This window comes from Streptomyces sp. RK9, assembly GCF_045070545.1.
Classification (GTDB): domain Bacteria; phylum Actinomycetota; class Actinomycetes; order Streptomycetales; family Streptomycetaceae; genus Streptomyces; species Streptomyces alboflavus.
Map to the genome: position 1 here is coordinate 1947746 of NZ_CP173703.1, position 24931 is coordinate 1972676.

General features: G+C 71.8%; 22 protein-coding genes. 12 read left to right on the forward strand and 10 right to left on the reverse strand.

The window, feature by feature from the left end; all coding sequences use genetic code 11:
- Positions 1 to 37: 37 nt before the first annotated feature.
- The 3 genes from AB6L24_RS07585 to AB6L24_RS07595 all read right to left on the reverse strand — a co-directional run bounded on the left by AB6L24_RS07585 (position 38) and on the right by AB6L24_RS07595 (position 3089).
- The gene (locus tag AB6L24_RS07585; RefSeq protein WP_405657079.1) at positions 38 to 913 is read right to left on the reverse strand and encodes a DUF4429 domain-containing protein; all 876 of its coding nucleotides are present in this window, start codon (positions 911 to 913) and stop codon (positions 38 to 40) included.
- Positions 914 to 979: 66 nt separating this feature from the next.
- Positions 980 to 2191, reverse strand: coding sequence for an alpha/beta hydrolase (locus AB6L24_RS07590; protein ID WP_405653501.1), 1212 nt, complete (start codon positions 2189 to 2191; stop codon positions 980 to 982).
- A 214-nt stretch (positions 2192 to 2405) separates the two neighbouring features.
- Positions 2406 to 3089: a TetR/AcrR family transcriptional regulator gene (locus AB6L24_RS07595; protein WP_405653503.1), complete on the reverse strand. Its 684-nt coding sequence runs from the start codon at positions 3087 to 3089 to the stop codon at positions 2406 to 2408.
- Positions 3090 to 3179: 90 nt separating this feature from the next.
- On the opposite strand from AB6L24_RS07595, the gene AB6L24_RS07600 reads away from it, so the two are divergent.
- Positions 3180 to 4814: an MFS transporter gene (locus AB6L24_RS07600; protein ID WP_405653505.1), complete on the forward strand. Its 1635-nt coding sequence runs from the start codon at positions 3180 to 3182 to the stop codon at positions 4812 to 4814.
- 210 nt (positions 4815 to 5024) lie between these two features.
- Positions 5025 to 5438 (forward strand): peptidase inhibitor family I36 protein, encoded by a 414-nt coding sequence (locus tag AB6L24_RS07605; RefSeq protein ID WP_405653507.1) that lies wholly within the window; start codon positions 5025 to 5027, stop codon positions 5436 to 5438.
- Here AB6L24_RS07605 and AB6L24_RS07610 read toward each other — a convergent pair.
- Positions 5419 to 6228, reverse strand: coding sequence for a potassium channel family protein (locus tag AB6L24_RS07610; protein ID WP_405653509.1), 810 nt, complete (start codon positions 6226 to 6228; stop codon positions 5419 to 5421). The genes AB6L24_RS07605 and AB6L24_RS07610 overlap by 20 nt on opposite strands.
- A gap of 100 nt (positions 6229 to 6328) precedes the next feature.
- Entirely contained in the window at positions 6329 to 9076 is a 2748-nt protein-coding gene (gene aceE, locus AB6L24_RS07615; RefSeq protein ID WP_405653511.1) for a pyruvate dehydrogenase (acetyl-transferring), homodimeric type, read from the reverse strand.
- 431 nt (positions 9077 to 9507) lie between these two features.
- On the opposite strand from aceE, the gene AB6L24_RS07620 reads away from it, so the two are divergent.
- The 6 genes from AB6L24_RS07620 to AB6L24_RS07645 all read left to right on the forward strand — a co-directional run bounded on the left by AB6L24_RS07620 (position 9508) and on the right by AB6L24_RS07645 (position 14521).
- On the forward strand, positions 9508 to 9939 hold the full coding sequence (locus AB6L24_RS07620) for a DUF3052 domain-containing protein (RefSeq protein ID WP_405653514.1): 432 nt from the start codon (positions 9508 to 9510) through the stop codon (positions 9937 to 9939).
- A 456-nt stretch (positions 9940 to 10395) separates the two neighbouring features.
- Positions 10396 to 10854, forward strand: coding sequence for a peroxiredoxin (locus AB6L24_RS07625; RefSeq protein ID WP_405653517.1), 459 nt, complete (start codon positions 10396 to 10398; stop codon positions 10852 to 10854).
- A 115-nt stretch (positions 10855 to 10969) separates the two neighbouring features.
- Complete coding sequence (locus AB6L24_RS07630; RefSeq protein ID WP_030358527.1) at positions 10970 to 11545, forward strand: TerD family protein; 576 nt, start codon at positions 10970 to 10972, stop codon at positions 11543 to 11545.
- A 146-nt stretch (positions 11546 to 11691) separates the two neighbouring features.
- Positions 11692 to 12267 carry a TerD family protein gene (locus AB6L24_RS07635; protein WP_030358526.1) on the forward strand — a complete coding sequence of 192 codons (576 nt, stop codon included), beginning with the start codon at positions 11692 to 11694 and terminating at the stop codon, positions 12265 to 12267.
- Between the two features lie 145 nt (positions 12268 to 12412).
- Entirely contained in the window at positions 12413 to 13555 is a 1143-nt protein-coding gene (locus AB6L24_RS07640; RefSeq protein WP_405653522.1) for a DUF475 domain-containing protein, read from the forward strand.
- A 219-nt stretch (positions 13556 to 13774) separates the two neighbouring features.
- The gene (locus AB6L24_RS07645; protein WP_380834946.1) at positions 13775 to 14521 is read left to right on the forward strand and encodes a Tellurium resistance; all 747 of its coding nucleotides are present in this window, start codon (positions 13775 to 13777) and stop codon (positions 14519 to 14521) included.
- Between the two features lie 43 nt (positions 14522 to 14564).
- Here the strand turns inward: AB6L24_RS07645 and AB6L24_RS07650 are convergent, their stop codons facing one another.
- On the reverse strand, positions 14565 to 15470 hold the full coding sequence (locus tag AB6L24_RS07650) for a TerD family protein (protein ID WP_405653525.1): 906 nt from the start codon (positions 15468 to 15470) through the stop codon (positions 14565 to 14567).
- Positions 15471 to 15825: 355 nt separating this feature from the next.
- Between AB6L24_RS07650 and AB6L24_RS07655 the strand changes: the two genes are divergently transcribed.
- From AB6L24_RS07655 to AB6L24_RS07670, 4 genes are all read left to right on the forward strand, one after another.
- The gene (locus AB6L24_RS07655; protein WP_405653528.1) at positions 15826 to 16992 is read left to right on the forward strand and encodes an HpcH/HpaI aldolase/citrate lyase family protein; all 1167 of its coding nucleotides are present in this window, start codon (positions 15826 to 15828) and stop codon (positions 16990 to 16992) included.
- 53 nt (positions 16993 to 17045) lie between these two features.
- On the forward strand, positions 17046 to 19688 hold the full coding sequence (locus AB6L24_RS07660) for a phosphoribosyltransferase (protein ID WP_405657080.1): 2643 nt from the start codon (positions 17046 to 17048) through the stop codon (positions 19686 to 19688).
- Positions 19685 to 20548: an HAD family hydrolase gene (locus AB6L24_RS07665; RefSeq protein WP_405653530.1), complete on the forward strand. Its 864-nt coding sequence runs from the start codon at positions 19685 to 19687 to the stop codon at positions 20546 to 20548. Before AB6L24_RS07660 ends, AB6L24_RS07665 begins: the two co-directional genes overlap by 4 nt.
- 172 nt (positions 20549 to 20720) lie before the next feature.
- Positions 20721 to 20945, forward strand: coding sequence for a zinc ribbon domain-containing protein (locus AB6L24_RS07670; protein ID WP_405653533.1), 225 nt, complete (start codon positions 20721 to 20723; stop codon positions 20943 to 20945).
- Between the two features lie 104 nt (positions 20946 to 21049).
- Here the strand turns inward: AB6L24_RS07670 and AB6L24_RS07675 are convergent, their stop codons facing one another.
- From AB6L24_RS07675 to AB6L24_RS07690, 4 genes are all read right to left on the reverse strand, one after another.
- Complete coding sequence (locus AB6L24_RS07675) at positions 21050 to 21979, reverse strand: sugar kinase (RefSeq protein ID WP_405657081.1); 930 nt, start codon at positions 21977 to 21979, stop codon at positions 21050 to 21052.
- Positions 21980 to 22014: 35 nt separating this feature from the next.
- Positions 22015 to 22638, reverse strand: coding sequence for a bifunctional 4-hydroxy-2-oxoglutarate aldolase/2-dehydro-3-deoxy-phosphogluconate aldolase (locus tag AB6L24_RS07680; RefSeq protein ID WP_405653536.1), 624 nt, complete (start codon positions 22636 to 22638; stop codon positions 22015 to 22017).
- A 58-nt stretch (positions 22639 to 22696) separates the two neighbouring features.
- Positions 22697 to 23218 (reverse strand): DUF4383 domain-containing protein, encoded by a 522-nt coding sequence (locus AB6L24_RS07685; RefSeq protein ID WP_380861155.1) that lies wholly within the window; start codon positions 23216 to 23218, stop codon positions 22697 to 22699.
- A gap of 208 nt (positions 23219 to 23426) precedes the next feature.
- The gene (locus AB6L24_RS07690; RefSeq protein WP_405653539.1) at positions 23427 to 24890 is read right to left on the reverse strand and encodes a hypothetical protein; all 1464 of its coding nucleotides are present in this window, start codon (positions 24888 to 24890) and stop codon (positions 23427 to 23429) included.
- Positions 24891 to 24931 lie beyond the last annotated feature (41 nt).

Below are 24931 nucleotides of genomic sequence, written 5' to 3' on the forward strand. Positions count from 1 at the left end.
CCCTCTGCGGCGCAGTCCCCCAGGGCCCAGGGGCCAGCTAAAGCTCAGCGAGCAGTTCCGCCTTCTTCGCCGTGAACTCGTCGTCGGTGAGCAGCCCGGCCTGATGCAGCTCGCCGAGATGCCGGATCCGCTCGGCGATGTCCGCGGGGTCACGCCGAACAGCCGGCGCGGCCGCGGGAATCACGGCGGGCGTGGGCCCCGACGCCCGCACGGCCGCGAGGACAGCCGCGGCGAACGGCAACGACTCGTGCACGGGGCCGTAGCCGAGGCCGAACACGACGGCCGCCGGATCCTGGTCCGCCTGCGCGGGCTGCGCGGGCTGTGCCTCGCGGCGCAGCAGCCGCAGATGGCCCTCGAAGACCTCCGGCGAGCGCCACTCGACCCCGCTCAGGTCGGTGACCAGGAAACTCTGGTCACCGGCCTTCCACTTCGCCGACGAGGCCCCCGTCCAGAACCAGCGGAACGCCACCGTCTTGCCGTCGAAGGACGCCTTCCCGTCGTACGCCTTGAACTGCAGCGGCGCCTCGGGCGCGGCCACCAGATGGCGCTCCGCCGGGCCCGGGTCGTCCGAGGGGAGGGCGGCGCGCAGCTCGTCCGCGTAGTACTCGGCGAGCGTCTCGCGCTCTGCCGGGAGCACCAGGCGGTAGGGATCGGAGCCGTCCTTGAGCTGTCCCGCCGCCGCCTCCATGAGCGGATCGGCGCCCGGTCTCGGGACGGCGTGCAGGACGGTCGTCCCGCGTTTGCCCGGTGTGAGCGTGACCCCCGCGATCGCCTCATGGGGGATGCGGCGCTCACCGAGAGCCTGGAACAGCTTCGGCGTACGGATCCCCCGTTCGAAGCGGATGAGCACGGAGTCGGACTCGAACTCCCAGGCGGCGTGAAATCCGGCCAGTACATCACCCATGCGGCTCATCGTATGCGGCACGCGCTTCTCCGTCTCTCCTGCGGCGGGCCGCTGTTTCGTCGATTTCTACGCGCGTCAGGCCGCTGTCGTACCGGACATACCTTCCCGGCAGGCCACGGACTGAACGGCGCAGCGCACCTTGTCGTACGCGCCGACGCCGATCTGGGCGAAGTTGCGCAGGCTGTCCGTGCCCGGCTCGAAGTAACCCGTGTGGCCCCGGGCGCGGTCGGCGGACACCACGCGCGCGCCGAAGCCCGCGGAGACGGGGTCGGCGCCGTGGCCGAGCCCGCCGACTTCCATGTGCGGCACATCCTGGATCCAGTCGTCGCTGTCCCGTGCGGCCCAGATCCGCGCGCGGCTGCCGAGGCCCGTGGCGTTGTCGGCGCGCATGCCGGGGCTGCCCGCGACCGCGATGTCGGTGACCCGCGACGGCAGCCGGTGGGCCGCGACTCCGCACACCACGGAGCCGTAGCTGTGGCAGTACAGCGCCACCGCGGCCCGGCCGGGCAGCGCGCTCACCAGTGAGTCGAGGCGGACGGCCCCGTCGTCGGCGCGCATCGAGGTGGCCGCGTCCACGCCGAGGCCGACGGGCGCGGTGTAGTCGGCCCAGGCGATCACGGCGGTGCGCGCGCGGGGGTCGACCGCGCGCTCCGCGCGGTACAGCGACTGCGCCATGCCGACGGGCGCCGCGTACTTGCGCTGGGTGCGCTCGAAGGTGAGGACGTTCGTGTCGACTCCGGGCACCACGACCGACACCCGTGCGGCCCGGTCGAGGTCTCCGTAGACCTCGGCCATGCGCCCCGACCCCATCGGGTCGAAGGCGAGGACCTGGCGGTCCGGGCGCATCATCACGCCGAACCGCTTCATCCTGCGCTCCGCCTCCTGCTTGCCCACGGGCGAGAGGCGGTCGTCGTGGACGCGCTCCTTCTCGATCGCGCGCGCCTGTTGCAGGGCGACCCGGTTCGCGCGGTACCGCAGTTGTACGGGGGCGCCGTTCATGTTGCCGACGGCGAGGGGGTACCGGGCGGCGAGGCGCGTGCGCTGCTGAGCGGTGAGCGAGGCGAAGAACCGGGCGATCCTGACCGCGGGTGCGCCGGAGTCGGGCAGGTCACGCCCGTCGATGCGTCCGCGGTCCCAGGCGGCCAGGGTGGCTTCGAGCGGCGATCCTGCGCCGTTGTGCTGGCGCACCGCGGTCCAGCCGGTGGTCGCGAGCATGACGAACACCACGGTGAGCGCGAGCAGTGCGCGCCAGACGCCGAGTTGGGGGGATGAGTCGAAGGAAGTCACTGCGGGACACCCTAGGAGAAGCGCGAAGCCTCCCGTGCACGGGGTGAGGCAGATCACGTTTCTGGAGGGGTAATTGTGGTGAAGTGGACACTTCCCTTGCGCGTTCGTCACGCTCTGTGCGTAGGGTGCGTACGAGGCGCGTGTGCGGCGCGCGGTCACGCGGAGTGCGCCGCAGTCACTCGACGTGGGTGCGCCGGTGGGGAAATCGGCCCGGTCAGCCCGCGTGCCAGTCCGCGGAGAGCGCCGGGCCCAGGTGGTCCAGATAGGACTCCGTGATCGCGCGGATCGAGTCGACGCTGATGTCCTCGCCCGCGCCCCACAGCCGCCCGGTGACCCGCATGACGCCGCTGAACGCGGCGACCGCCACCCGCGGGCGTGGATCGACGGCGAGGTCGATGCCCTCGCGCTCGGCGATCAGCTGTGCGACCTGCTCCTCGATCTCGATGGAACGGCGCAGGTGGACGGCGAGGAGCGCGGGGGTGGACTCGATCATCCGGTAGGTGCGCATGTGGAGTTCGACCGGCACGACGGCCTCGATGGACTCGCCCACCGCGTCCCAGGAGCCGAGCACCGCCCCGCGCAGCGCCGCGAACGGGGCCTCGTCGGCGGGGCGTTCGCGCAGCGCCTTCAGGAACCGTGCCTCCACCATCTCCTGCATGGCGAAGGCGGCCTCCTGCTTGCCCGCGAAGTGCCGGAAGAACGTGCGCTGGGAGACGTCGACGGCCTCGACGATCTCGTCGACCGTCGTCTCCTCGTACCCCTTGGTGGTGAACAGTTCGAGCGCCGCACGCAACAGGGCGTCACGCGTGCGCTGCTTCTTGCGTTCGCGCAAGCCCGGCCCGGTCACGCCCGCACCCCGTCTCTTCCGCTGCTCCAGCCCGTTTGGCCAGCTCACCATACCCGCGAGGTCGCGGCTGTGAGCTAAATGACAGCGACCGACTTATGCCATGCACTGTCAACTGTCAGCGACTGACATTAGCCTCGGCGCATGACGAGTCAGACCACCGTCGACAAGGCGGACGAGGCACCGGAGCCCGCCCCGACCACCGCTCCGGCCGGCGAACTCGGCGGCCCGCGCGGCCTGCGCGGCCACCCGTGGCTCACGCTGTTCTCCGTCGCGATCGGCGTGATGATGGTCGCCCTCGACGGCACGATCGTCGCCGTCGCCAACCCCGCCATCACCAAGGACCTCGGCGCCTCCCTCGCGGACGTCCAATGGATCACCAACGGCTATCTCCTCGCGCTCGCCGTCGCCCTCATCACCGCCGGGAAGCTCGGCGACCGCTTCGGCCACCGCCAGACCTTCCTCATCGGCGTGGTCGGCTTCGCCCTCGCCTCCGGGGCCATCGGCCTGTCCGGCAGCGTCTCCCTGGTGATCGCCTTCCGCGTGCTCCAGGGGCTGTTCGGCGCACTCCTGATGCCGGCCGCGCTCGGCCTCCTGCGGGCCACGTTCCCGGCCGCGCAGCTCAACATGGCCATCGGCATCTGGGGCATGGTCATCGGCGCCTCCACCGCGGGCGGCCCCATCCTCGGTGGCGTCCTCGTCGAGCACGTCAACTGGCAGTCCGTGTTCTTCATCAACGTGCCGGTCGGCGTCCTCGCGCTGGTGCTCGGCGTGCTGATCCTCAAGGACCACCGGGCGAAGAACGCGCCGCGCTCCTTCGACATCCCCGGCATCGTGCTGCTCTCGGCCGCGATGTTCGCCCTGATCTGGGCGCTCATCAAGGCGGGCGACCCCTGGGGCTGGGGCAGCGGCAAGACCTGGGCGTTCCTCGCCGCGTCCGTCCTGTGCTTCGTGCTGTTCGCCTGGTGGGAGAACCGGGTCGCGGAGCCGCTGATCCCGCTCGGCCTGTTCCGCTCGGTGCCGCTGTCCGCGGGCACCGCCCTGATGGTCCTGATGGCCTTCGCCTTCATGGGCGGCCTGTTCTTCGTCACCTTCTACCTGCAGAACGTGCACGGCATGAGCCCTGTCGACAGCGGTCTGCACCTGCTGCCGCTGACGGCCATGATGATCGTCTCCTCACCGCTCGCCGGAGCCCTGATCACCCGGTTCGGCCCACGGGTGCCGCTGGTGGGCGGCATGGTGTGCACCGCGGTCGCGATGTTCGGCATGACCACCATGACGACGGGCACCGGCACCCTGCCGATGTCCGTCTGGTTCGCCCTCCTCGGCCTCGGCCTCGCCCCCGTCATGGTCGGCGCCACCGAAGTCATCGTGGGCAACGCCCCGTTGGAGCTCTCCGGCGTCGCGGGCGGCCTCCAGCAGGCCGGCATGCAGGTCGGCGGCAGCCTCGGCACGGCGGTCCTCGGCGCGGTGATGTCCAATACCGTCGACTCCGACCTCCAGGGCAACTGGCAGGACGCCGGGCTGCCCGGCACCCCGCCGCCCGGCCTCGACAAGGCCGCCGCGACCGGGTCCGTGCCGGAGCAGGTCGGCCGGGCCCCCAGCGTCGACGAGGGTGTCCTCGGCACCATCACGGACGTCGTGCACGACACGTTCATGTCGGGCATGGGCGTGGCCTTCACGGTCGCCGGGGTCGTCGGCGTGATCGCGGCGGTGGTGGCGACGCTGACGAAGCGCGGGGCGAACGCGGAGGCGGGTGCCGGGGCCGCGCACATCTAGGGCTGTGCACATCGAGGGGGTGCGCCTCTAGGGCGTGCGCCTCTAGGGGAAACCCCGTAGCCGGGAGAAGCCGTCTCAGGGAAAGCCCTCCGGGTCCGCTCGGGGGGCTTTCGCCTATCAGGGTGAGCGGTACGAGAACCCCTTTCCGGCCCCGTGTCCCACGGTCGAGAGTGGCGACAAGTGAGCGATACGACACGGGGGTTGAAGCACATGCGTACGACCACGCGATCCACCTTGCCCGCCGCCACGGCCGGAGCCACGGCCGTCCTCGCGCTGACCACGGCCGCCCTGGCCGCCGTGGTCCTGACGCCCGCACACGCCGGAGCCGCGGGACCACCACGGCTCGGCGGCTGCGGCCCCGGGGAGCTCTGCCTCTGGCAGAAGGCCGGCTTCAAGGGCCAACGCCACACGTACGAGCTGGCCGGTACGGACATCGAGAGCTGTGTCGCGCTGCCGGAGGGGGGCAGCGCGCAGGCCATCGCCAACCGCACCGGCCGGCCCGTCACGACGTACCAGTCGGCGGAGTGCGCCGAGACAGGGGAGTTCAACACGTATCCGGGCACCGGCACCTGGGCCCCGGAGTCGCCCTACAAGGTGCGGGCGTTCAAGATCTGGGAGAGCTGAGCGGCGGCCCCGCCTCACCGACGGCGTCCCCTGCCGTGGCCTGGCGGGGCACGGCGGGCGGCGCCGACGCCCCGGACAGGGCGCTGACCTGCGCGCGCAGGGCGATGATCTCCGCGGTGAGGGACTCGATCGCGGCGGTCTGGCGGCGCTCCTCGGCGTCGTCCTTCTCGAAGCGGGCGATGAACCACGCCGCGATGTTGGCGGTGACGACACCGAGCAGCGCGATGCCCGACAGCATCAGGCCGACCGCGAGCACCCGACCGAGCCCGGTCGTCGGCGCGTGATCGCCGTAGCCCACGGTGGTCATCGTGGTGAAGGACCACCACACCGCGTCGCCCAGCGTCTTGATGTTGCCGTCCGGCGACTCCCGCTCCACCGAGAGCACGGCCAGCGAGCCGAACATCAACAGACCGACCACGGCGCCCACGACATACGTCGTCAGCTTGATCTGCGACGCCATCCGGGCCCGCCGTCCGACCAGGAGGAGGGTGGAGACCAGCCGCAGCAGCCGCAGCGGCTGGATCATCGGCAGGATCACGGCGCACAGGTCGAGCCAGTGCGTGCGCACGAACCGGGCGCGGCGCTCGGCCAGCGCGAGCCGCACCAGATAGTCCACGGCGAAGGCGCCCCAGACGGACCACTCCACGGCGGTGCAGGCACGCGTCACGGACTCACCCGCCTCGGGCCGCACTATGGGCACGGCGTAGGCGACCGCGAAGGCCACGGCGAGCGCGAGCAGCGGACGCTGCGTCCGGCGCTCCCAACGGACCTGTGCCGACTGTTCCTTCATGCCCGCATCGTAGAAAGCCCGACGGGCGGAGGCCCCACGGCCCGCCGCCCGTCGCACTGATGAGGTGTTTATGTGCCAGTCGTGCCGGTTGTTCCGGCCGTCAGGCGTCGCCCCCGGCGGCGCCCGGGTCGGCCGCCGCGACGTCCAGGAGCTGATAGCGGTCGATCGCCTGCTTCAGGACGGAGCGGTCGATCTTGCCCTCGCGGGCCAGCTCGGTGAGCACGCCGACCACGATCGACTGGGCGTCGATGTGGAAGAAGCGGCGGGCGGCACCCCGCGTGTCCGCGAAGCCGAAGCCGTCCGCGCCGAGCGACTGGTAGGTGCCCGGCACCCAGCGGGAGATCTGGTCGGGCACGGACCGCATCCAGTCGGAGACGGCCACGAACGGCCCCTCGGCGCCGGTGAGCTTCCGCGTCACATAGGGGACGCGCTGCTCCTCCTCGGGGTGCAGCAGATTGTGCCGCTCCACGTCGACGGCCTCGCGGCGCAGCTCGTTCCAGGAGGTCGCCGACCAGACGTCCGCCTTGACGTTCCACTCGGCGGCGAGGATCTGCTGGGCCTCGACGGCCCACGGCACCGCGACGCCGGAGGCGAGGATCTGCGCCGGGATCGCGCCCTGCTCGCCCGCCTTGAAGCGGTGGATGCCCTTGAGGATGCCCTCGACGTCCACGTTCTCGGGCTCGGCCGGGTGCTGGATCGGCTCGTTGTAGACCGTCAGGTAGTAGAAGACGTCCTCGCCGTGCGGGTGGTCCGCCGACGAGCCGTACATCCGGCGCAGGCCGTCCTGGACGATGTGCGCGATCTCGAAGCCGAAGGCCGGGTCGTAGGCGACGCAGCCCGGGTTGGTCGAGGCGAGCAGCTGCGAGTGCCCGTCGGCGTGCTGCAGGCCCTCACCGGTCAGGGTCGTGCGTCCGGCGGTCGCGCCCAGGACGAATCCGCGCGCGAGCTGGTCGGCCATCTGCCAGAACTGGTCGCCGGTGCGCTGGAAACCGAACATCGAGTAGAAGACGTACACGGGGATCAGCGGTTCGCCGTGGGTGGCGTAGGCCGAGCCCGCGGCGATCAGGGACGCCGTGCAGCCCGCCTCGGAGATGCCGTCGTGCAGCATCTGCCCGGTCGGGGACTCCTTGTAGGCGAGCAGCAGATCCCGGTCCACGGCCTCGTACTGCTGGCCAAGGGGGTTGTAGATCTTCGCACTCGGGAAGAACGAGTCCATGCCGAAGGTGCGGTACTCATCGGGCGCGATCAGCACGAAGCGCTTGCCGATCTCCTTGTCCCGCATGAGGTCCTTCAGGAGCCGCACAAACGCCATGGTGGTGGCGATGGACTGCTGCCCGGAGCCCTTCTTCACAGCTGCATACGTCTTGTCCTCGGGCAGGTGCAGCGGCTCGGAGCGCACCACACGGGTCGGGACGTAGCCGCCGAGGCCCTTGCGGCGGTCGTGCATGTACTGGATCTCTTCCGAGTTCCGGCCCGGGTGGTAGTACGGCGGCGCGCCGTCCTCCAGCTGCTTGTCCGTGATCGGCAGGTGCAGCCGGTCGCGGAAGCCCTTGAGGTCGTCGACCGTCAGCTTCTTCATCTGGTGGGTCGCGTTGCGGCCCTCGAAGTTCGGGCCGAGCGTCCAGCCCTTGACGGTCTGGGCCAGGATCACCGTCGGCTGGCCCTTGTGGGCCTTGGCCGCGGCGAACGCCGCGAAGATCTTCTTGTGGTCGTGACCGCCGCGGCCCAGGTGCAGGATCTGGTCGTCGGTCATGTTCTCGACCATGGCGCGCAGCCGCTGGTCGTCGCCGAAGAAGTGGTCGCGGATGTAGGCACCGGTCTCGGTGGCGTACGTCTGGAACTGGCCGTCGGGCGTGGTGTTCAGCCTGTTGACCAGGATGCCGTCCCGGTCCTGCGCGAGCAGCGGGTCCCAACTGCGGTCCCACACCAGCTTGATGACGTTCCATCCGGCGCCGCGGAACTGCGACTCCAGCTCCTGGATGATCTTGCCGTTGCCGCGCACCGGGCCGTCCAGGCGCTGCAGATTGCAGTTGACGACGAAGGTGAGGTTGTCGAGCCCCTCGCGCGCGGCGATGGACAACTGCCCGAGCGACTCCGGCTCGTCCATCTCGCCGTCGCCGAGGAAGGCCCAGACATGCGACTTGGAGGTGTCGGCGATGTCGCGCGCCGCCATGTAGCGGTTCATCCGCGCCTGGAAGATCGCGCCGAGCGGGCCGAGGCCCATGGAGACCGTCGGGAACTCCCAGAAGTCCGGCATGAGACGCGGGTGCGGATACGACGAAAGGCCGTGCGGCGCCTTGGACTTCTCCTGCCGGAACGCGTCGAGCTGCTGCTCGGAGAGCCGGTCGAGGAGGAAGGCGCGGGCGTAGATGCCGGGGGACGCGTGCCCCTGGAAGAAGATCTGGTCGCCGCCGTCGCCCTCGTCCTTGCCGCGGAAGAAGTGGTTGAACCCCACGTCGTACAGCGACGCCGAGGAGGCGAAGGTGGCGATGTGACCGCCGACCCCGATGCCGGGGCGCTGCGCGCGGGACACCATCACGGCCGCGTTCCAGCGGGTCGCGTTCAGGACCTTGCGCTCGATCTCCTCGTTGCCGGGGAAGAACGGCTCGTCCTTGGTGGCGATCGTGTTGACGTAGTCCGTGCTGCGCATCTCGGGCACGGCGACGCGCTTCTCGCGGGCGCGCTCGATCAGGCGGAGCATCAGATAGCGGGCCCGCTCACGGCCGCGCTCGTCGACGGCGGCGTCGAGGGAGTCGAGCCATTCCTGGGTCTCTTCTGGATCGAAATCCGGGACCTGGCTGGGAAGGCCGCCAATGATGATCGGGTTGCGATCGGATCCGGAAGCCACGCTGTTCCTTCGCTGTGTGGTCGCGCGGTGCGCGCGATGCGGTTCGTGCTCGGGCTTGATCTCTGCTCCGGCCCTGACCGGGGCTCTGCTCTGGACTCTCTGGGCTCGTGCGTACGACGCTCACCATCGTCTACCCCGGTGCGCTCCACGTCATCTCTACCTCCAGGTAACCGGGACGACGGCCGCCGTCCCTGGGGTAGGCTCGGCCAAATCGCAACGATACGCCCATCCCGCCCAACGGCTCCGTGGAGTCGTCCGGCCCCTTCCGGATGCGGCCACAGTTGCGGTGACACGGTCGGGAACGTCACTGTTTCGGCGGTCTTGACGGCTGGGTACTTGCGCGATCCGTCCCGCCCGTGTGGACTACGGCCAATGCCCCTCGCACGCGCGGGGCCGAAGGCATTCCCAAGAACAAGATCAGGAGGCAATCCGTGAGCGCGACCGCGGACCACGCGGAGACGAACCTTGCCGTAAGGCTGGGTTTCCAGCCCGACATGGTGGTCCAGGAGATCGGCTACGACGACGACGTCGACCAGGAGCTCCGCGAGGCCATCGAGCAGACCACCGGCACGGAGCTCGTCGACGAGGATTACGACGACGTGGCTGATGCCGTGGTGCTCTGGTTCCGTGAGGACGACGGGGACCTGACCGATGCGCTGGTGGATGCCATCGCGTACATGGAGGAAGGTGGTTCGATCCTCCTCCTCACACCCAAGACTGGGCGGGAGGGGTACGTCGAGCCCAGTGACATCGGTGAGGCCGCCACCACCGCGGGTCTGTCCCAGACCAAGAGCATCAACGCGGGCAAGGACTGGAACGGCTCGCGGTTGCTCACGCCGAAGGCAGCCGCCAAGAAGCGCTAGCTGGCCGTAGGCCCTTTGCAGCCCCCCGTGAGGCCTCCGACGGTTCGTCCGTCGGGGGCCTCACGTGTGTCGGGGGGCGCGCCCCCGATCGCGCTGCGCGCTCGTCCTCGATCGCCGGACGGGCTTTCTCCCACCCGCCCGCCCTTCCTGGGGCTCCGCCCCAGACCCCGCTCCTCAAACGCCGGAGGGGCTGAGAATTACCCGCCACAAGGCCTGAGGCTCACCCGCACACTTCCAGCCCGCCCCGGGGAAGTTCTCAGCCCGTCGTGGGGGTCCCCCCTGCTCCTTAAGAGCTTGGGGGAGTTTGCGGACGAGGCCGCAGGCCGATCGGGCGCGGACCGTCCCCACCCGCACGGGACACCCACCTCCGGGGTCCAGGGGCGCCCCGCGAGGGGACGAGGCCCACCCGTACGCTGGGGGCACCCCAATGGCCCAGGCGAAGGGAAGTGGCTGCTCGTGGTGATCGAGGTCGGCGTCAAGGCTCCGGAATTCGAGCTCAAGGACAACCACGGGCGCACGGTGCGGCTCGCGGACTTCCGGGGACAGAAGAACGTGGTGCTGCTCTTCTACCCGTTCGCGTTCACCGGCGTGTGCACGGGCGAGCTCTGCGCCCTGCGCGACGAACTGCCGAAGTTCGTGAACGACGACACCCAGCTCCTCGCCGTCTCCAACGACTCCATCCACACCCTGCGCGTCTTCGCCGAGCAGGAGGGCCTGGAGTACCCGCTCCTGTCGGACTTCTGGCCGCACGGCGAGACCTCGCGGGCGTACGGCGTCTTCGACGAGGACAAGGGCTGCGCGGTGCGCGGCACCTTCATCATCGACAAGGACGGCGTCGTGCGCTGGACCGTGGTGAACGGCCTGCCCGACGCCCGGGACCTGAACGAGTACGTGAAGGCGCTTCAGAACCTCTGAGAACACCCGTGTGGAAGCCTGTGGCCACCGGGAACCGGTCACTAGGATCCACACGTTGATCCGATGGCAAGCACGACTGGGGCTCCCCGCCCCTGGACACTATTTGGGAGGACTCGTGGGAGTCAGCCTCAGCAAGGGCGGCAACGTATCTCTGAGCAAGGAGGCGCCCGGCCTGACCGCCGTCACGGTCGGCCTCGGCTGGGATGTCCGTACCACCACCGGTCAGGACTTCGACCTGGACGCCAGCGCCATCCTGACGAACGCGGAGGGCAAGGTCAGCAGTGACGCCAACTTCGTGTTCTTCAACAACCTGAAGAGCCCCGACGGCTCCGTGGAGCACACCGGCGACAACATCACCGGTGAGGGCGAGGGCGACGACGAGCAGATCAAGGTCAACCTCGCGGCCGTCCCGGCGGACATCGAGAAGATCGTCTTCCCGGTCTCGATCTACGACGCCGAGAACCGCCAGCAGTCCTTCGGCCAGGTCCGCAACGCCTTCATCCGCGTGGTGAACCAGGCCGGCGAGGCGGAGCTCGCCCGCTACGACCTCTCCGAGGACGCCTCCACGGAGACGGCCATGGTCTTCGGCGAGCTGTACCGCCACGGCGCGGAGTGGAAGTTCCGCGCCGTCGGTCAGGGGTATGCCTCGGGTCTGCGCGGCATCGCGCAGGACTTCGGCGTCAACGTCTGAGCCGAGCAGCATCCAGCAGAGCCGTCCGGCGCCGCACACGACAGGTGCGGCGCCGGACGCGCTAGGCATCGCACGGCCACCGTGCCCCGGCCCCGGTGCCGGGGCACGCGGCAGCCAAACGCAACACCTCGGGGAGGACCAGCATCATGGGCGTCACGCTCGCCAAGGGAGGCAATGTCTCCCTGTCCAAGGCCGCACCCGATCTCACGAAGGTGATGGTCGGCCTCGGCTGGGACGCTCGCTCCACCACCGGAGCCCCGTTCGACCTGGACGCCAGCGCGCTGCTGTGCCAGTCGGGCCGGGTCCTCGGCGACGAGTGGTTCGTGTTCTACAACAACCTGACGAGCCCCGACGGCTCCGTCGAGCACACCGGCGACAACCTCACCGGTGAGGGCGACGGCGACGACGAGTCGCTGATCCTCGACCTGACCAAGGTCCCCGCGCACTGCGACAAGATCGTCTTCCCGGTCTCCATCCACGACGCGGACAACCGGGGGCAGACATTCGGTCAGGTCAGCAACGCCTTCATCCGCGTGGTGAACCAGGCCGACGGCCAGGAGCTCGCCCGCTACGACCTCAGTGAGGACGCCTCCACGGAGACCGCGATGATCTTCGGCGAGGTCTATCGGTACGGCGGCGAGTGGAAGTTCCGCGCCGTCGGGCAGGGGTACGCGTCCGGCCTGCGGGGCATCGCTCTAGACTTCGGAGTCAATGTTTCCTAAAGGACTCTCCCCGGGATCCCCAAACGGCTGACGGTCCGCCCGTCAGCCGACTGAGGAGTCCGGGGGCACCCCCTGGCGAAGGCTTCGCGAAGCCGGAGCCGGGGACGGCGCGGGGGAGACCCGTACACACACGATTGGGTAGCCAGTGGTTCTGAAAACCTTCGGCTGGTCGTTCGCAGTTACTGCGCTCGGCCTGGTCGCAGCGGTGCTCTTTGGGGGGTGGACGGCGTTCGGGATCGTGGCGATCCTGTCCATCCTCGAGATCTCGCTGTCCTTCGACAACGCGGTGGTCAACGCCGGAATCCTGAAGAAGATGAATGCCTTCTGGCAGAAGATCTTCCTCACCATCGGCATCCTCATCGCCGTCTTCGGCATGCGCCTCGTCTTCCCGGTCGTGATCGTCGCCGTCAGTGCGAGCATGGGGCCGATCGAAGCGGTCAAGCTCGCGCTCAACGACAAGGACCAGTACCAGCAGCTGGTCACCGACGCGCACCCGTCGATCGCGGCGTTCGGTGGCATGTTCCTGCTGATGATCTTCCTCGACTTCGTCTTCGAGGACCGGGACATCAAGTGGCTCGGCTGGCTCGAGCGCCCGCTGGCCAAGCTCGGCAAGATCGACATGCTGTCGGTGTGCATCGCGCTCATCGTCCTGCTCGTCTCCGCGATGACCTTCGCCAAGAGCGCGCACCAGCACGGCGGCACCCACGCCGACAAGGCCGAGACCGTCCTCATCTCCGGTGTGGGCGGTCTGATCACGTACCTCATCGTGGGCGGACTCTCCAGCTACTTCGAGAACAAGCTGGAGGAAGAGGAGGAGCGCGAGCACGAGGCCGAGGAGGAGGCCAAGGCCAAGGGCAAGCAGGTCTCCCTGATCCAGCTCTCCGGCAAGGCCGCGTTCTTCATGTTCCTCTACCTGGAGGTCCTGGACGCGTCGTTCTCCTTCGACGGCGTCATCGGCGCCTTCGCGGTCACCAACGACATCGTCCTGATGGCGCTCGGCCTCGGCATCGGCGCGATGTACGTCCGGTCGCTCACCGTCTACCTGGTCCGCCAGGGCACCCTCGACGACTACGTCTACCTGGAGCACGGCGCGCACTACGCCATCGGCGCCCTCGCCGCGGTCCTGCTCATCACGATCCAGTACGAGATCCACGAGCTGATCACCGGCTCCATCGGTGTGCTCCTGATCGGCGCCTCGTTCTGGTCGTCCGTCCGCCGCAACAAGCGGCTGGCGGCCGAGGAGGGCTCAGGCTCGGACGACAAGGCAGAGGTCCCGTCCGGCGTCTGACGCCACTCCGCTCGAACACCGCGACGGCGGCGTCCCCGACCCGGGGGCGCCGCCGTCGGCGTACCCGGGGTGACGTACGGTGGGCCGACTTCCCGATCCGGACGTGTGGGGCCCGCTTCGGCGAGGAACGCTTCTGTGCGGGGCGGTGGTTGGGGCGTGACCCGCGGCCGCCCCGAGACGTGACGACAACAGACGCGGGGCATTTCTTCTGGGGGTGGCATGTCCTTCTGGGACGGTCTGCGGCCGGGGCGTTCGATGGACTTCGCATCGGGCAGCGCCGCGACCAACTCCATCGAGCTGACCAAACGGCATCCGACGGTCTCGCTGACCAAACAGGGCGCCGCCACGGGCAATCTGCGCGTCACGCTGACGTGGCAGATGCGCACGTCCGACCTCATCGGCAAGAAGCGCGGGGGCGGCAGCCTGCTGCGGCACCCGCTGAAGATGTTCCAGCCCGAGCCGGTGCAGGCGCACACCCAGAGCATGGTCAACGTGGACCTCGACCTGGGCTGCCTGTACGAGCTGACCGACGGCAGCAAGGGCGTCGTACAGCCCCTCGGCAACTTCTTCGGGAGCCTCAACTCCCCGCCGTACGTGAAGGGCAGCGGCGACGACCGGTTCGGCTCCGGCTCCGGCGAGACGCTCTACGTCAACCTCGACCACCGCGAGTCGATCAAGCGCCTGCTCGTGTTCGTCTACATCTACGACCAGACGCCCGCCTTCGACCGCACCCACGCCAAGGTGACGCTCTACCCCAGCAACGGCCCGCGCGTCGAGATCGACCTGGAGGAGCGCGCCCCGCAGGCCCGCTCCTGCGCGGTGCTCACGGTCGAGAACATCAAGGACGAGCTGATCGTGCGCCGCGAGGTCCGCTACGTGTACGGCTTCCAGGCCGAGCTGGACCGGCTGTACGGCTGGGGGCTGCAGTGGGGCCGCGGCTACAAGACCAAGGTGGGCGGCACCTGAGCCGCCCCGCGGCAGCGGCCCCGCGGGGCGGGCGCGGGACCCCTCAGCGCGGCAGGAACTGCGGCCCCTGCGGAGGCAGCCGGAAGTTCGGGTCCGGCACCGGCGCGGGCGCCACCGGATGCGGATAGCCGTACGCCGGCACGGGGGGCTGGGTCGGCGCGGGCTGCGGATAGCCGTAGGAGGGCTGGGGCGCGGGGTAGCGCGGCGGCTGGGGCGGGTAGCCGTACGCGGGCTGGGGTGCGGGAGGCGCGGGCGGCGCGGTGGCCGGGTACGGCACCGACGGCTGCGCGGGCTGCACGGGCGGCAGGGTGTGCGCCGGGGCCATCGGGGCGGGGCCCGTCGTGCCCAGGCGCTGCGTCTGCAGCACGGACGCGTCGGGCGTCGGCTCGGGCACGGCCTCCGACTCGTCCACGGAGATGCCGAAGTCGGTGGCGAGGCCCACCAGGCCGTTGGAGTAGCCCTCGCCGAGGGCGCGGAACTTCCAGCCCTCGCCGCGGCGGTACAGCTCCCCGCAGATCAGCGCGGTCTCGGCGCCCGTCTCCGGGGTGATGTCGAAGTACGCGAGGGGCTCGGCGTCGGCCGCGGCCGGGGCGGCGTCGTACAGCAGGATCCGCAGCGCGCGGACGTGCTCGAAGGGCACGTCGTCGGCGGACGCGACGAGCAGCACCCGGCCGACCGCCGGGTCGAGGCCCGCCAGATCGGTCTGGACGGTGTCCGTCAGGCCCTCGGCGACCCGCTTCTTGCCCAGGCGCCAGACCTTGCCGGAGGGGTGGCGCGGCTGGTTGTAGAAGACGAAGTCCTCGTCCGAGCGCACCCGTCCGTCGGTGCCGAGCAGCAGCGCCGACGCGTCGACGTCGGGGGCGCCCTGGCGCGGCGTCCAGCGCAGCACGGCGCGGACGGCGGCGGCTTCGAGCGGGACGTTCGACCCCTTCAACATCGCGTGCGTCATGCGGTCATCCTGCCTTCCTCGTCCGGCGCCGGACAACGCGGGTCCCGGGCCCGGGACCGCCGCGTTCCCGCCCGGCTGCCCGGCCCCGCGCCCGGGCATACGCTTTCGGACAGATGCCCGTCCCGGCACCGCCCTGCCCGTGTCCTGCCCGTCTTGTGGCCTATGACACCTGCCTGTGCCGGTGTGGGGCACTCGTGTGCGACATGGCCGGGTTACCTGAATTTCATGCCCGGAGGGAACCTCCGACACCCGCCCCTACGTACTATTACCGGCCACATCACTTCGGATCGCGTCGACGATACGTCGGGTCGCGTCGGCGATACGGGCGATATCAGGAGAATTCCAGGGGAACCCCATGCGTCATTTCGGGCACATAGCCCCAGAGGTGCGAGAGCGCCTCTTCCATCGGGAGCCGTGTGCCTTCACCGCGGACTCCCCGCCGCAGCTGCTCGCGGTGGCCCTCGGCGCCACGCTGTACAGCCCGGCCACCCGGCCGCGGCTCGCGGACGACATCCTCAAGCAAGCCAGCCGTGGCGTGATCTCGATGGTCATCTGCCTGGAGGACTCCATCGGCGACGCGGACGTCGTCACCGCCGAGGAGAATCTGATCCGGCATTTCGTGGACCTCGCCGGACGGCCGGACGTCGAGCCGCCGCTGCTCTTCATCCGGGTCCGCACCCCCGGGCAGATTCCTGACCTGGCGCGCAGGCTCGGCCCCGCGATCCGCCTGCTGTCCGGATTCGTACTGCCGAAATTCACCGAGGAGCGCGGCGTCCCGTTCCTGGAGTCCCTCGCCGCCGCCGAGGCCGCCACCGGGCGGCGCCTCTTCGCGATGCCGGTCCTCGAATCGCCCCAGCTCCTCTATCTGGAGAGCCGCGCCGAGGTCCTCGCGGGCATCGCCCGCACCGTCGACAAGTACCGCGAGCGGGTGCTCGCGCTGCGCCTCGGCGTCACCGACTTCTGCTCCGCGTACGCCCTGCGCAGACCCCCGCACATGACGGCCTACGACGTCCAGATCGTCGCGTCCGTGATCGCCGACGTGGTCAACCACCTCGGCCGCGCCGACGGCACCGGCTTCACCGTCACCGGGCCCGTCTGGGAGTACTTCCGCGTCCAGGAGCGGATGTTCAAGCCGCAGCTGCGCCAGAGCCCCTTCCTCCAGGTCCGCGCCGAGGAGCTGCGCCAGGCCCTGATCGAGCACGACCTGGACGGCCTGCTGCGCGAGATCGAGCTGGACCGGGCCAACGGCCTGCTCGGCAAGACCTGCATCCACCCCTCGCACGTCCTGCCCGTGCACGCCCTGTCGGTCGTCAGCCACGAGGAGTTCAGCGACGCCCAGGACATCCTGCGCCCGGAGCGGGACGGCGGCGGCGTCATGCGGTCCGCGTACACGAACAAGATGAACGAGGTGAAGCCGCACCGCGCCTGGGCCGAGCGGACCCTGCGGCGCGCCGAGGTCTTCGGCGTCGCGCGCGAGGACGTCGGCTTCGTGGAGCTGCTCAGCGCGGGGTTGCCCCAGTGAGCGGTGTCGGCGACGGTGCCGAGGGGATCCCCATCAGCGAGGCAAGGAATTCAGTGGACGTGGTGTGGTCGGGTACGTGGGTCGCCGAGCGGCTCGGGGTCGAGCTGGTCGAGAGCGGGGCGCCAGGAGCGGGTGCGGACGGCGCCGCCGGGCCGGGGCCGCTGCGGGAGCTGCTCGGGCTCGCCCTGCGCCGCAACCCCAAGCGGGCGCATCTGCTCGTGTCGAACGTCCTCGGCAAGCACGTGCCGCAGCACCCGTCGGTGATCTGGCGCTCCGGGTACGACCTCGGCGTGCGCGTCCGCGAGCTGCTCGGCCCGGACGAGGCCGCCCGCGCCGTCGTCCTCGGCTACGCGGAGACCGCGACCGGCCTCGGCCACAGCGTCGCCGACGGCCTCGCCCTCGCCCCCTACCTGCACTCCACCCGCCGCCCCGTGCCCGGCGTGGAGCGCGCGGGCGGCTTCGAGGAGTCCCACTCGCACGCCACCTCCCACCTGCTGCTCCCCGAGGACCCCCGGCTGCTCGCGGGCGACGGCGCGCTCGTCCTCGTCGACGACGAGTTCTCCACCGGCAACACCGTCCTCAACACCATCCGCGGCCTGCACGAGAGCTTCCCGCGCGAGCGGTACGTCATCGTCGCCCTGGTCGACATGCGCGCCCCCGAGGACCGCGCCCGCCTCGACGCCTTCGCCCGCGAGATCGGCGCCCGCGTCGACCTCATCGCCCTCGCCTCCGGCACGGTGCGGCTGCCCGCCGACGTCCTGGACAAGGGGCAGGAGCTGGTCGCCCGGTACGAGACGGCGGCCCCGGTGTCCGTGCCCGGCGCGGAGCGGGCACCCGTCACCCGCGTCGACCTGGGCTGGCCGGCCGGGGTGCCCGACGGCGGCAGGCACGGCTTCACCGCCGCGCACCGGGCCCGCCTGGACGCGGCCCTGCCGGACATGGCGGAGCGGGTCGCGGCCGCGCTGCCGCGGGAGGCCCGCCGGGTGCTCGTGCTCGGCTTCGAGGAGCTGATGTACGCGCCGCTGGCGCTGGGCGTGGCTCTGGAGCGGAGGCTGGGCAGGGGTGTCCCGGGCGCCGGTGAGGGTGTGGCCGGGGTCAGTGAGGGGGTGGCTGGTGTCGGCGGCGGAGCGACCGGTGGCGCCGGTGGCGGTGCGGGCGTGGAGGTCCGCTACTCCACGACCACCCGCTCGCCCGTCCTCGCCGTCGACGACCCCGGCTACGCCATCCGCACCCGCCTCGTCTTCCCCGCGCACGACGACCCGGCGGACGGGCCGGGCCCGCGCTACGCGTACAACGTGGCGGGCGGCGGCTTCGACGCGGTCGTCGCGGTCGTGGACTCGGTCGCGGACACGGCGGCGCTGCACGCGCCCGACGGCCTCCTGGCCGAGCTGTCCGCGCACACCGGACACGTCCTGCTCGCCGTGGTCCCCTCGTACAGCCCGTCCCCGCGCTCTTCCCCGACCGCCGCCCCGCACCCTTCCCCGCACGCCCCCCAGGATCAGGAATCCCGCATGCTGCCCGACCCCCTCCGCGGCCCCGACTTCTCCTCCTACGCGCCCGAGGACGTCGGCTGGCTGCTCCAGGACCTGTCGGACGTCACGCTGGAGGCGCCCACCGAGGAGCGCGAGGAGGCCATCCAGAGCGGCGGCGCGCACTACGCCGAGTCGCTGCCGGTGGAGTACCAGCCGAGCCCGCGCTACCAGGAGCTGTTCCGGGCCGCGCTCGACACCTCCGCGGCCCGCATCGCGCAGGCCGTCGGCACGGTCACCGAGACCGTCCTCGCCGAGCGGGCCCCCCGCCCCGACGGCACCGGCACCGCCCGCCCCGTCCTGGTCTCGCTGGCCCGCGCGGGCACCCCCGTCGGCGTCCTGATGCGCCGCTGGGCGCAGCACCGGCGCGGCCTCGACCTGCCGCACTACGCCGTGTCCATCGTGCGTGGCCGCGGCATCGACGCGAACGCGCTGCGCTGGCTCGCCGCGCACCACGACCCGGCCGACGTCGTCTTCGTCGACGGCTGGACCGGCAAGGGCGCCATCACCCGTGAACTGGCCGCCGCGATCGAGGAGTTCGAGGCGGCGGGTGGCGCCCGCGGCTTCGACCCCGCGGTGGCGGTGCTCGCCGACCCCGGCTCCTGCGTGCGCACCTACGGCACCCGCGAGGACTTCCTCATCCCGTCCGCGTGCCTCAACTCCACGGTGTCCGGGCTGATATCGCGCACGGTGCTCCGCGCCGACCTGGTCGGCCCCGACGACTTCCACGGCGCGAAGTTCTACCGCGACCTCGCGGAATCCGACGTCTCCGGTGACTTCGTGGCCGCGATCGCCGCCCGCTTCGACGAGGTGGCGGGAGCCGTGGACGTCCAGGTCAAGGAGCTCCTGGCCGCGGACAGGGAGCCCACCTGGGAGGGCTGGGCCGCCGTCGAGCGCATCAGCGAGGAGTACGGCATCCACGACGTGAACCTCGTCAAGCCCGGCGTCGGCGAGACCACCCGGGTGCTGCTGCGCCGCGTCCCGTGGAAGATCCTCGCCCGCGAGGGCGCGGGCGCCGACCTCGACCACGTCCGGCTGCTCGCCGAGCAGCGCGGCGTACCCGTCGAGGAGGTGGCCGAACTCCCGTACACCTGCGTCGGGTTGATCCACCCCAAGTACACGCGCGGCGCGACCGGCGCCGACGGCAAGGCGGTGGCGAGCGCATGAGCACCCCGCACCCCGCTCCCGCCCCCGGCTCCGCCGTCGCTGGCGCCGCCCCCCGCCCGCTCGTCGCGAGCGACCTCGACCGCACCCTCATCTACTCCGCCGCCGCGCTCGACCTGCGCATGCCCGACGCCGACGCGCCGCGGCTGCTCTGCGTCGAGGTGTACGAGGGCAAGCCCCTGTCGTACGTCACGGAGGCCGCCGCCGCGCTCCTCGTGGAGCTGGCCGAGCGCACCGTCTTCGTGCCCACGACGACCCGGACCCGCGAGCAGTACCACCGCATCCATCTCCCCGGCCCCGTACCGCGGTTCGCGATCTGCGCCAACGGCGGGCACCTGCTCGTCGACGGCGAGTCCGACCCGGAGTGGCGCGCCGCCACAGGCCGCCGCCTCGCCGCCGAGTGCGCGCCCCTCGCCGAGGTCCGCGCCCACCTCCTGCGCACCGCCGACCCGTCCTGGCTCCTGAAGGAACGCGTCGCCGAGGACCTGTTCGCCTACCTCGTCGTGGACCGCGCGCTGCTGCCGTCCGGCTGGGTCAAGGAGCTGGGGGAGTGGGCCGCGGGGCGCGGCTGGACCGTCTCCCTCCAGGGCCGCAAGATCTACGCCGTGCCGCGGCCGCTCACCAAGAGCGCGGCCATGCGCGAGGTCGCCCGCCGCACGGACGCCCCCGAGGTCCTCGCCGCCGGCGACTCCCTCCTCGACGCCGACCTCCTCGAAGCCGCCACCCGCTCCTGGCGCCCCTCCCACGGCGAACTCGCCGACACGGGCTGGACGACGAAGGGCCTGACGGTGCTCCCGGAACGGGGGATCGCGGCGGGCGAACGCATCCTGCGTGAGTTCTTGGGGGACCCGGGGCCAGCGTGACCTTCTCGGTCCGCCGCCCCTGTGGGCAGCTGGGCCGCCCGGAGGGCGGAACGGGTGGGCACAGGGGCGGCCCCCGGTGCCGGGCACTGCTCCCCCTGCGGCGCCCCACCCCCACCCCCACGCCCACCGCGCCCTCGGGCCGCCCCCGCCCCCGCCCCCGTACCCTGTCCCCATGCCCCGATACGAGTACCGCTGCCGCCCCTGCGGCGCCACCTTCGAGCTGACCCGCCCCATGGCGGAATCCGCCGCCCCGGCCACCTGCCCCTCCGGCCACGAGGACACGGTCAAGCTCCTCTCGACCGTCGCGGTGGCAGGCACGGCCTCGGCCCAGGCCCCGTCCCCCGCGGCCGCCGGCGGTGGCGGAGGCGGCTGCTGCGGTGGCGGCTGCTGCGGCTGACGCACAGGCGAAGGCAGGACGGGGCTGACGCACCCGCGCCAGGACGGGGCTGACGCAGCTGTGCCAGTACAGGGCTGACGCCCCCGCGCCGGGGCGGCCCGGCCCTAGCGCCACACGGCCCCGTCCCCGCCCTCCAACATCCCCAACTCCCCCCGAGTGGGCGCCCCCTCCCAGTCCCCCCGGGAGGCCACGGCGAACGCCCCCGTGGTGACCGCCCGCTCCACGCGCCCGGCCACGTCCGCCCCGTCGAGCAGCGCGGACAGATACCCGGCGACGAAGGCGTCCCCGGCCCCGACGGCGTCCACGGCCCGCACGGCCCGTGCGGGCCGGTGGAGTTCCCCGCCCCGCGTGTACGCGGTGGCTCCACGGGACCCGAGCTTGACGACGACCTCACGCACGCCGAGCCCGAGCAACAACCCGGCCTGCTCGGCGGGTTCACCGGAAGTGCCGTCGACGGGCAGGCACAGGGGCAGCTCGTCGTCGGAGGCGACGAGGACGTGGACGTACGGGATCCAGTCCCGGATCACCGCCGCGGCCTCCTCCTGACTCCACAGCCGGGACCGGAAGTTGACGTCGAGGCAGACCCGCACGGAGTGCTCCCGGGCGAGCCGCAGCGCCCGCTCACAGGCGGCCCGCGGCCCCGCCCCGAGCGCCGGGGTGATCCCCGTCAGATGCAGCACCCGGGGCGGCGGCGCCGCGGCGAAGGCCCGCTCCACGGCGTCGGGGCCGAGCCGCGAACCGGCGGACCCGGCACGGTAGTAGTGCACCCGCGTCACCTCGGGCAGCCGGGGCTCGAAGAGCAGAAGCCCCGTCGGCGCGCCCGCGTCCCGGCCCGCGCCGGAGACGTCCACGCCCTCGGCCCGCAGCGTGCGCAGCACCAGCTCCCCGGCCTCGTCGTCGCCGACGGCCCCCGTCCAGCGGACGCCGTGCCCGAGCCGGGACAGGCCGATGGCGACGTTCGACTCGGCCCCGGCGACGGACACGGCCATCGACCCGCCGAGCTTCAGCGGCCCGTCGCCGCGCAGGGCGACCATGCTCTCGCCGAACGTGAGGACGTCCGCGCCCGCGCTCACCCGCACACCGCCACGAACCGCGCGGCCCGCGCCCGCAGCGCGCCCACGCCCCCGCCGTCCGCCGCGTCACCGACCAGCGGCGAGCCCACGCCGACGGCGACCGCGCCCAGCTCCAGGTACTCCGCCGCGGCGGCCGCGTCCACGCCGCCGACCGGCACGAACGGCAGGTCGGGGAACGGCCCGCGCAACGCCTTCAGATACGCGGGGCCGCCCACCGCCGACGCCGGGAAGATCTTCAGGGCGCTCGCACCCGCCGCCCGGGCCGCGATCACGTCGGTCGGTGTGAGGACCCCCGCGAGGACGGGCAGGCCCCGGCCGACGGCGGCGTCGACGCCCGGGCCGAGCCCCGGCGTCACCACCAGGTTCGCGCCCGCGTCCGCCGCGCGCGCCGCGTCGTCCGCCGTGAGGACCGTGCCCGCGCCGAGCCACGCGTCCGGGCCCAGCTCGGCCCGCGCCCGCCGCAGCACCCCCAGCGCGTCACTGCCGCTCAGCGACACCTCGACCAGCGGCACACCGCACTCGACGAGCGCCATGACCGTACGGAACGACGCCTGAGCGTCCGTACCGCGCACGATGGCGACGAGACGCCGCGCCCGCAGCTCCTGCATGAAGTCGACCATGGGCCCAGGCTCGCACAGCGCCCCGGACAGCTCCGCGCCCCCCAGGGCAGAATCCAGGTCAGCTGCTGTCCGGGTGCCGCGCCTTCCAGTACGGGTTGTCGTGCGGCAGCGTCGCGCTGACGCGCCCGTACATCCCGAAGAACATGAGCAGCACGCCCACCACGAAGCTGAAGAGCACGTTCTGGATGCGGAATGCGAGGAAGTTGAGGCTGCTCTCCAGAAGGGCGAGGTTCACGAAGCCGCTGAGGATGAACGCGATGCCGAGGACCATGTTCAGCGTCGACGCGAAGTTGCCGCCGATCACCATCCCGGCGAAGAGCAGCAGACCGACGCAGATCGACAGGACGCTCAGCGCCCCGTTGGTGTTCAGGCCCGCCACGGTGTCGCCGCGGGTGTCGAAGAACCCGATCTTGTCGATCAGGCCGAGGATGCCGAACGCGAGCAGGACCAGGCCCATCAGGCCGGCGCCGAAGCGGTAGATCCGGCTCAGCCGGTGGTCGACGGGCAGGTGCTCGTCGAGGGTGACGTGCCGCCTGCGGTCCTTGGACCGGGGGCCGGGATGAAGTACGTGCGTGGCCATGTCCGCCTCCCTGAGTGCTTCACCGCATCCTTCGATGCGCGCGGAGGCCCGTCCTTCGTCCTTCCAGGATCCGCCCGGAGACCGTCGACCGCCAACAAGAGCGTCGCTGACCAGCACGTTCGTGGATCTCGCGGCGAGGCTCCCACGGGCCCTGGGCCCCTGCGCCCGCTCCTCGGCCCCTGGGCCCCCTGCCCCCGCTCCTCGGAACCTAGGCCCCCTGCCCCCGCTCCTCCCTGATCTGTGCGACGACCCGGGCGACGGTCGTGCGCACGCCCTCCGTCTCGGTCAGGAAGTGCCAGTAGTCGGGGTGGCGGCCCTCCAGGGCGGCGACGGCCCGGTCCAGGCGGGCCACCGAGTCGTCGAGGGGGCCCGCGTGCCGCGGATCGGGCTTCTGGCGGCCCGCCATGGCCAGGCGCTGGGCGTCCCGGACGGCGAAGCGGGTGCGCTCGATCTCGGCCTGCGGGTCCTTCGACACGGCGTTCAGACGGCGCAGCCGGTCACCGGCGGCGGACACGGCCTCGTCGGTGGAGTTCAGCAGCGCCCGTACGGTCGACAGCAGGGCCGTGGCGTCCGGCCAGCGCTGGTCCTCGCGGGCCCGCTGCGCCTCCTTCAGCTTGGTCTCGGCCTGCCGCACGTTCTCCTCGGCCTGCAGCGGCACCCGCTGGAGGTCCTGCCAGCAGGCGGCGGTGAACCGGCGCCGCAGCTCGCTGAGGATCGGCTGCACCTGCTCGCTGCGCGTGGTCAGCGCCTGCGCGCGGGTACGCAGCGACACCAGGCGCCGGTCGATCTCACGGGCCCGCTCCGGCAGCCGCTCGGCCTCGGCGCGGACCGCTTCGCCGTCCCGTACGACACGGTCGGCGCGCTGCAGCGTGTCGGCGACGCCGTGCTGTCCCGCACCCTGGTTCAGCTTGGTCAGCTCGGGGGCGAGAGCGGCGAGGCGGCCCGCCAGGTCGTCGGCCTTCAGCCCTGCGGCCCGGACCGCGTCCAGGGCGTTGCTCGCGGCGAGCAGCGTCTGCCGGGCGCGCTCCACGGCCGGGGCCAGGCGCGCCAGTTGGGTCTCGGCCTTGTCGAGCAGCGGGGACAGGCCCTGCGTGAACCGGTCCAGGTCCTTCTTGGCGTTGCCGAGCGCGTCCTTGGCCTCGGTCAGCTCGGCGCGGGCCCGCGCGGCGGCCGACGCCTCCAGGTCGTCGCGGTCGAGGTCGTGCGCGTCGACCGCGGTGATGTACTGGTGGCTCACCTCGTCGATGCGCCGCCCGAACGCCTCGAAGTCGGCGGCGGCCTTGCGGGCGGCCGGGGAGGAGTCCACGGCCGCGATGGTCTCGATGGAGATCCGCAGGTCGCGCTGCGCGGTGTCCAGCTCGTAGAACGCGGCCGCGGCGGCGTCCTTCGCGGCCTGCGCCTCGGCCCGCACGCTCTCCCCGCGTCCGCCGAACCAGCGTCGCGTACCGCCGCCGGCGAAGGAGGCGGGCAGGGCGGCGGCGAGCAGGGGCAGGGGGAGCAGGACCAGGGCGAGGGTGTCGCGGGCGGCGGCCCGCAGGGGTGGGCGCGGCTTCCGCCGCCGCGACCGGCCGCCCACCGCGGCGCCGCAGCGCGAGACGACGGCATCCGCGGCGGCCACCGCCGACGACGCCCATCTGTTCCCTGTGTACGGCCGCGGAGGTGTCGCCGTCACTGTCCCTCTCCCGTGCTGTTCGCCCTGCCCGGTTCATTCTC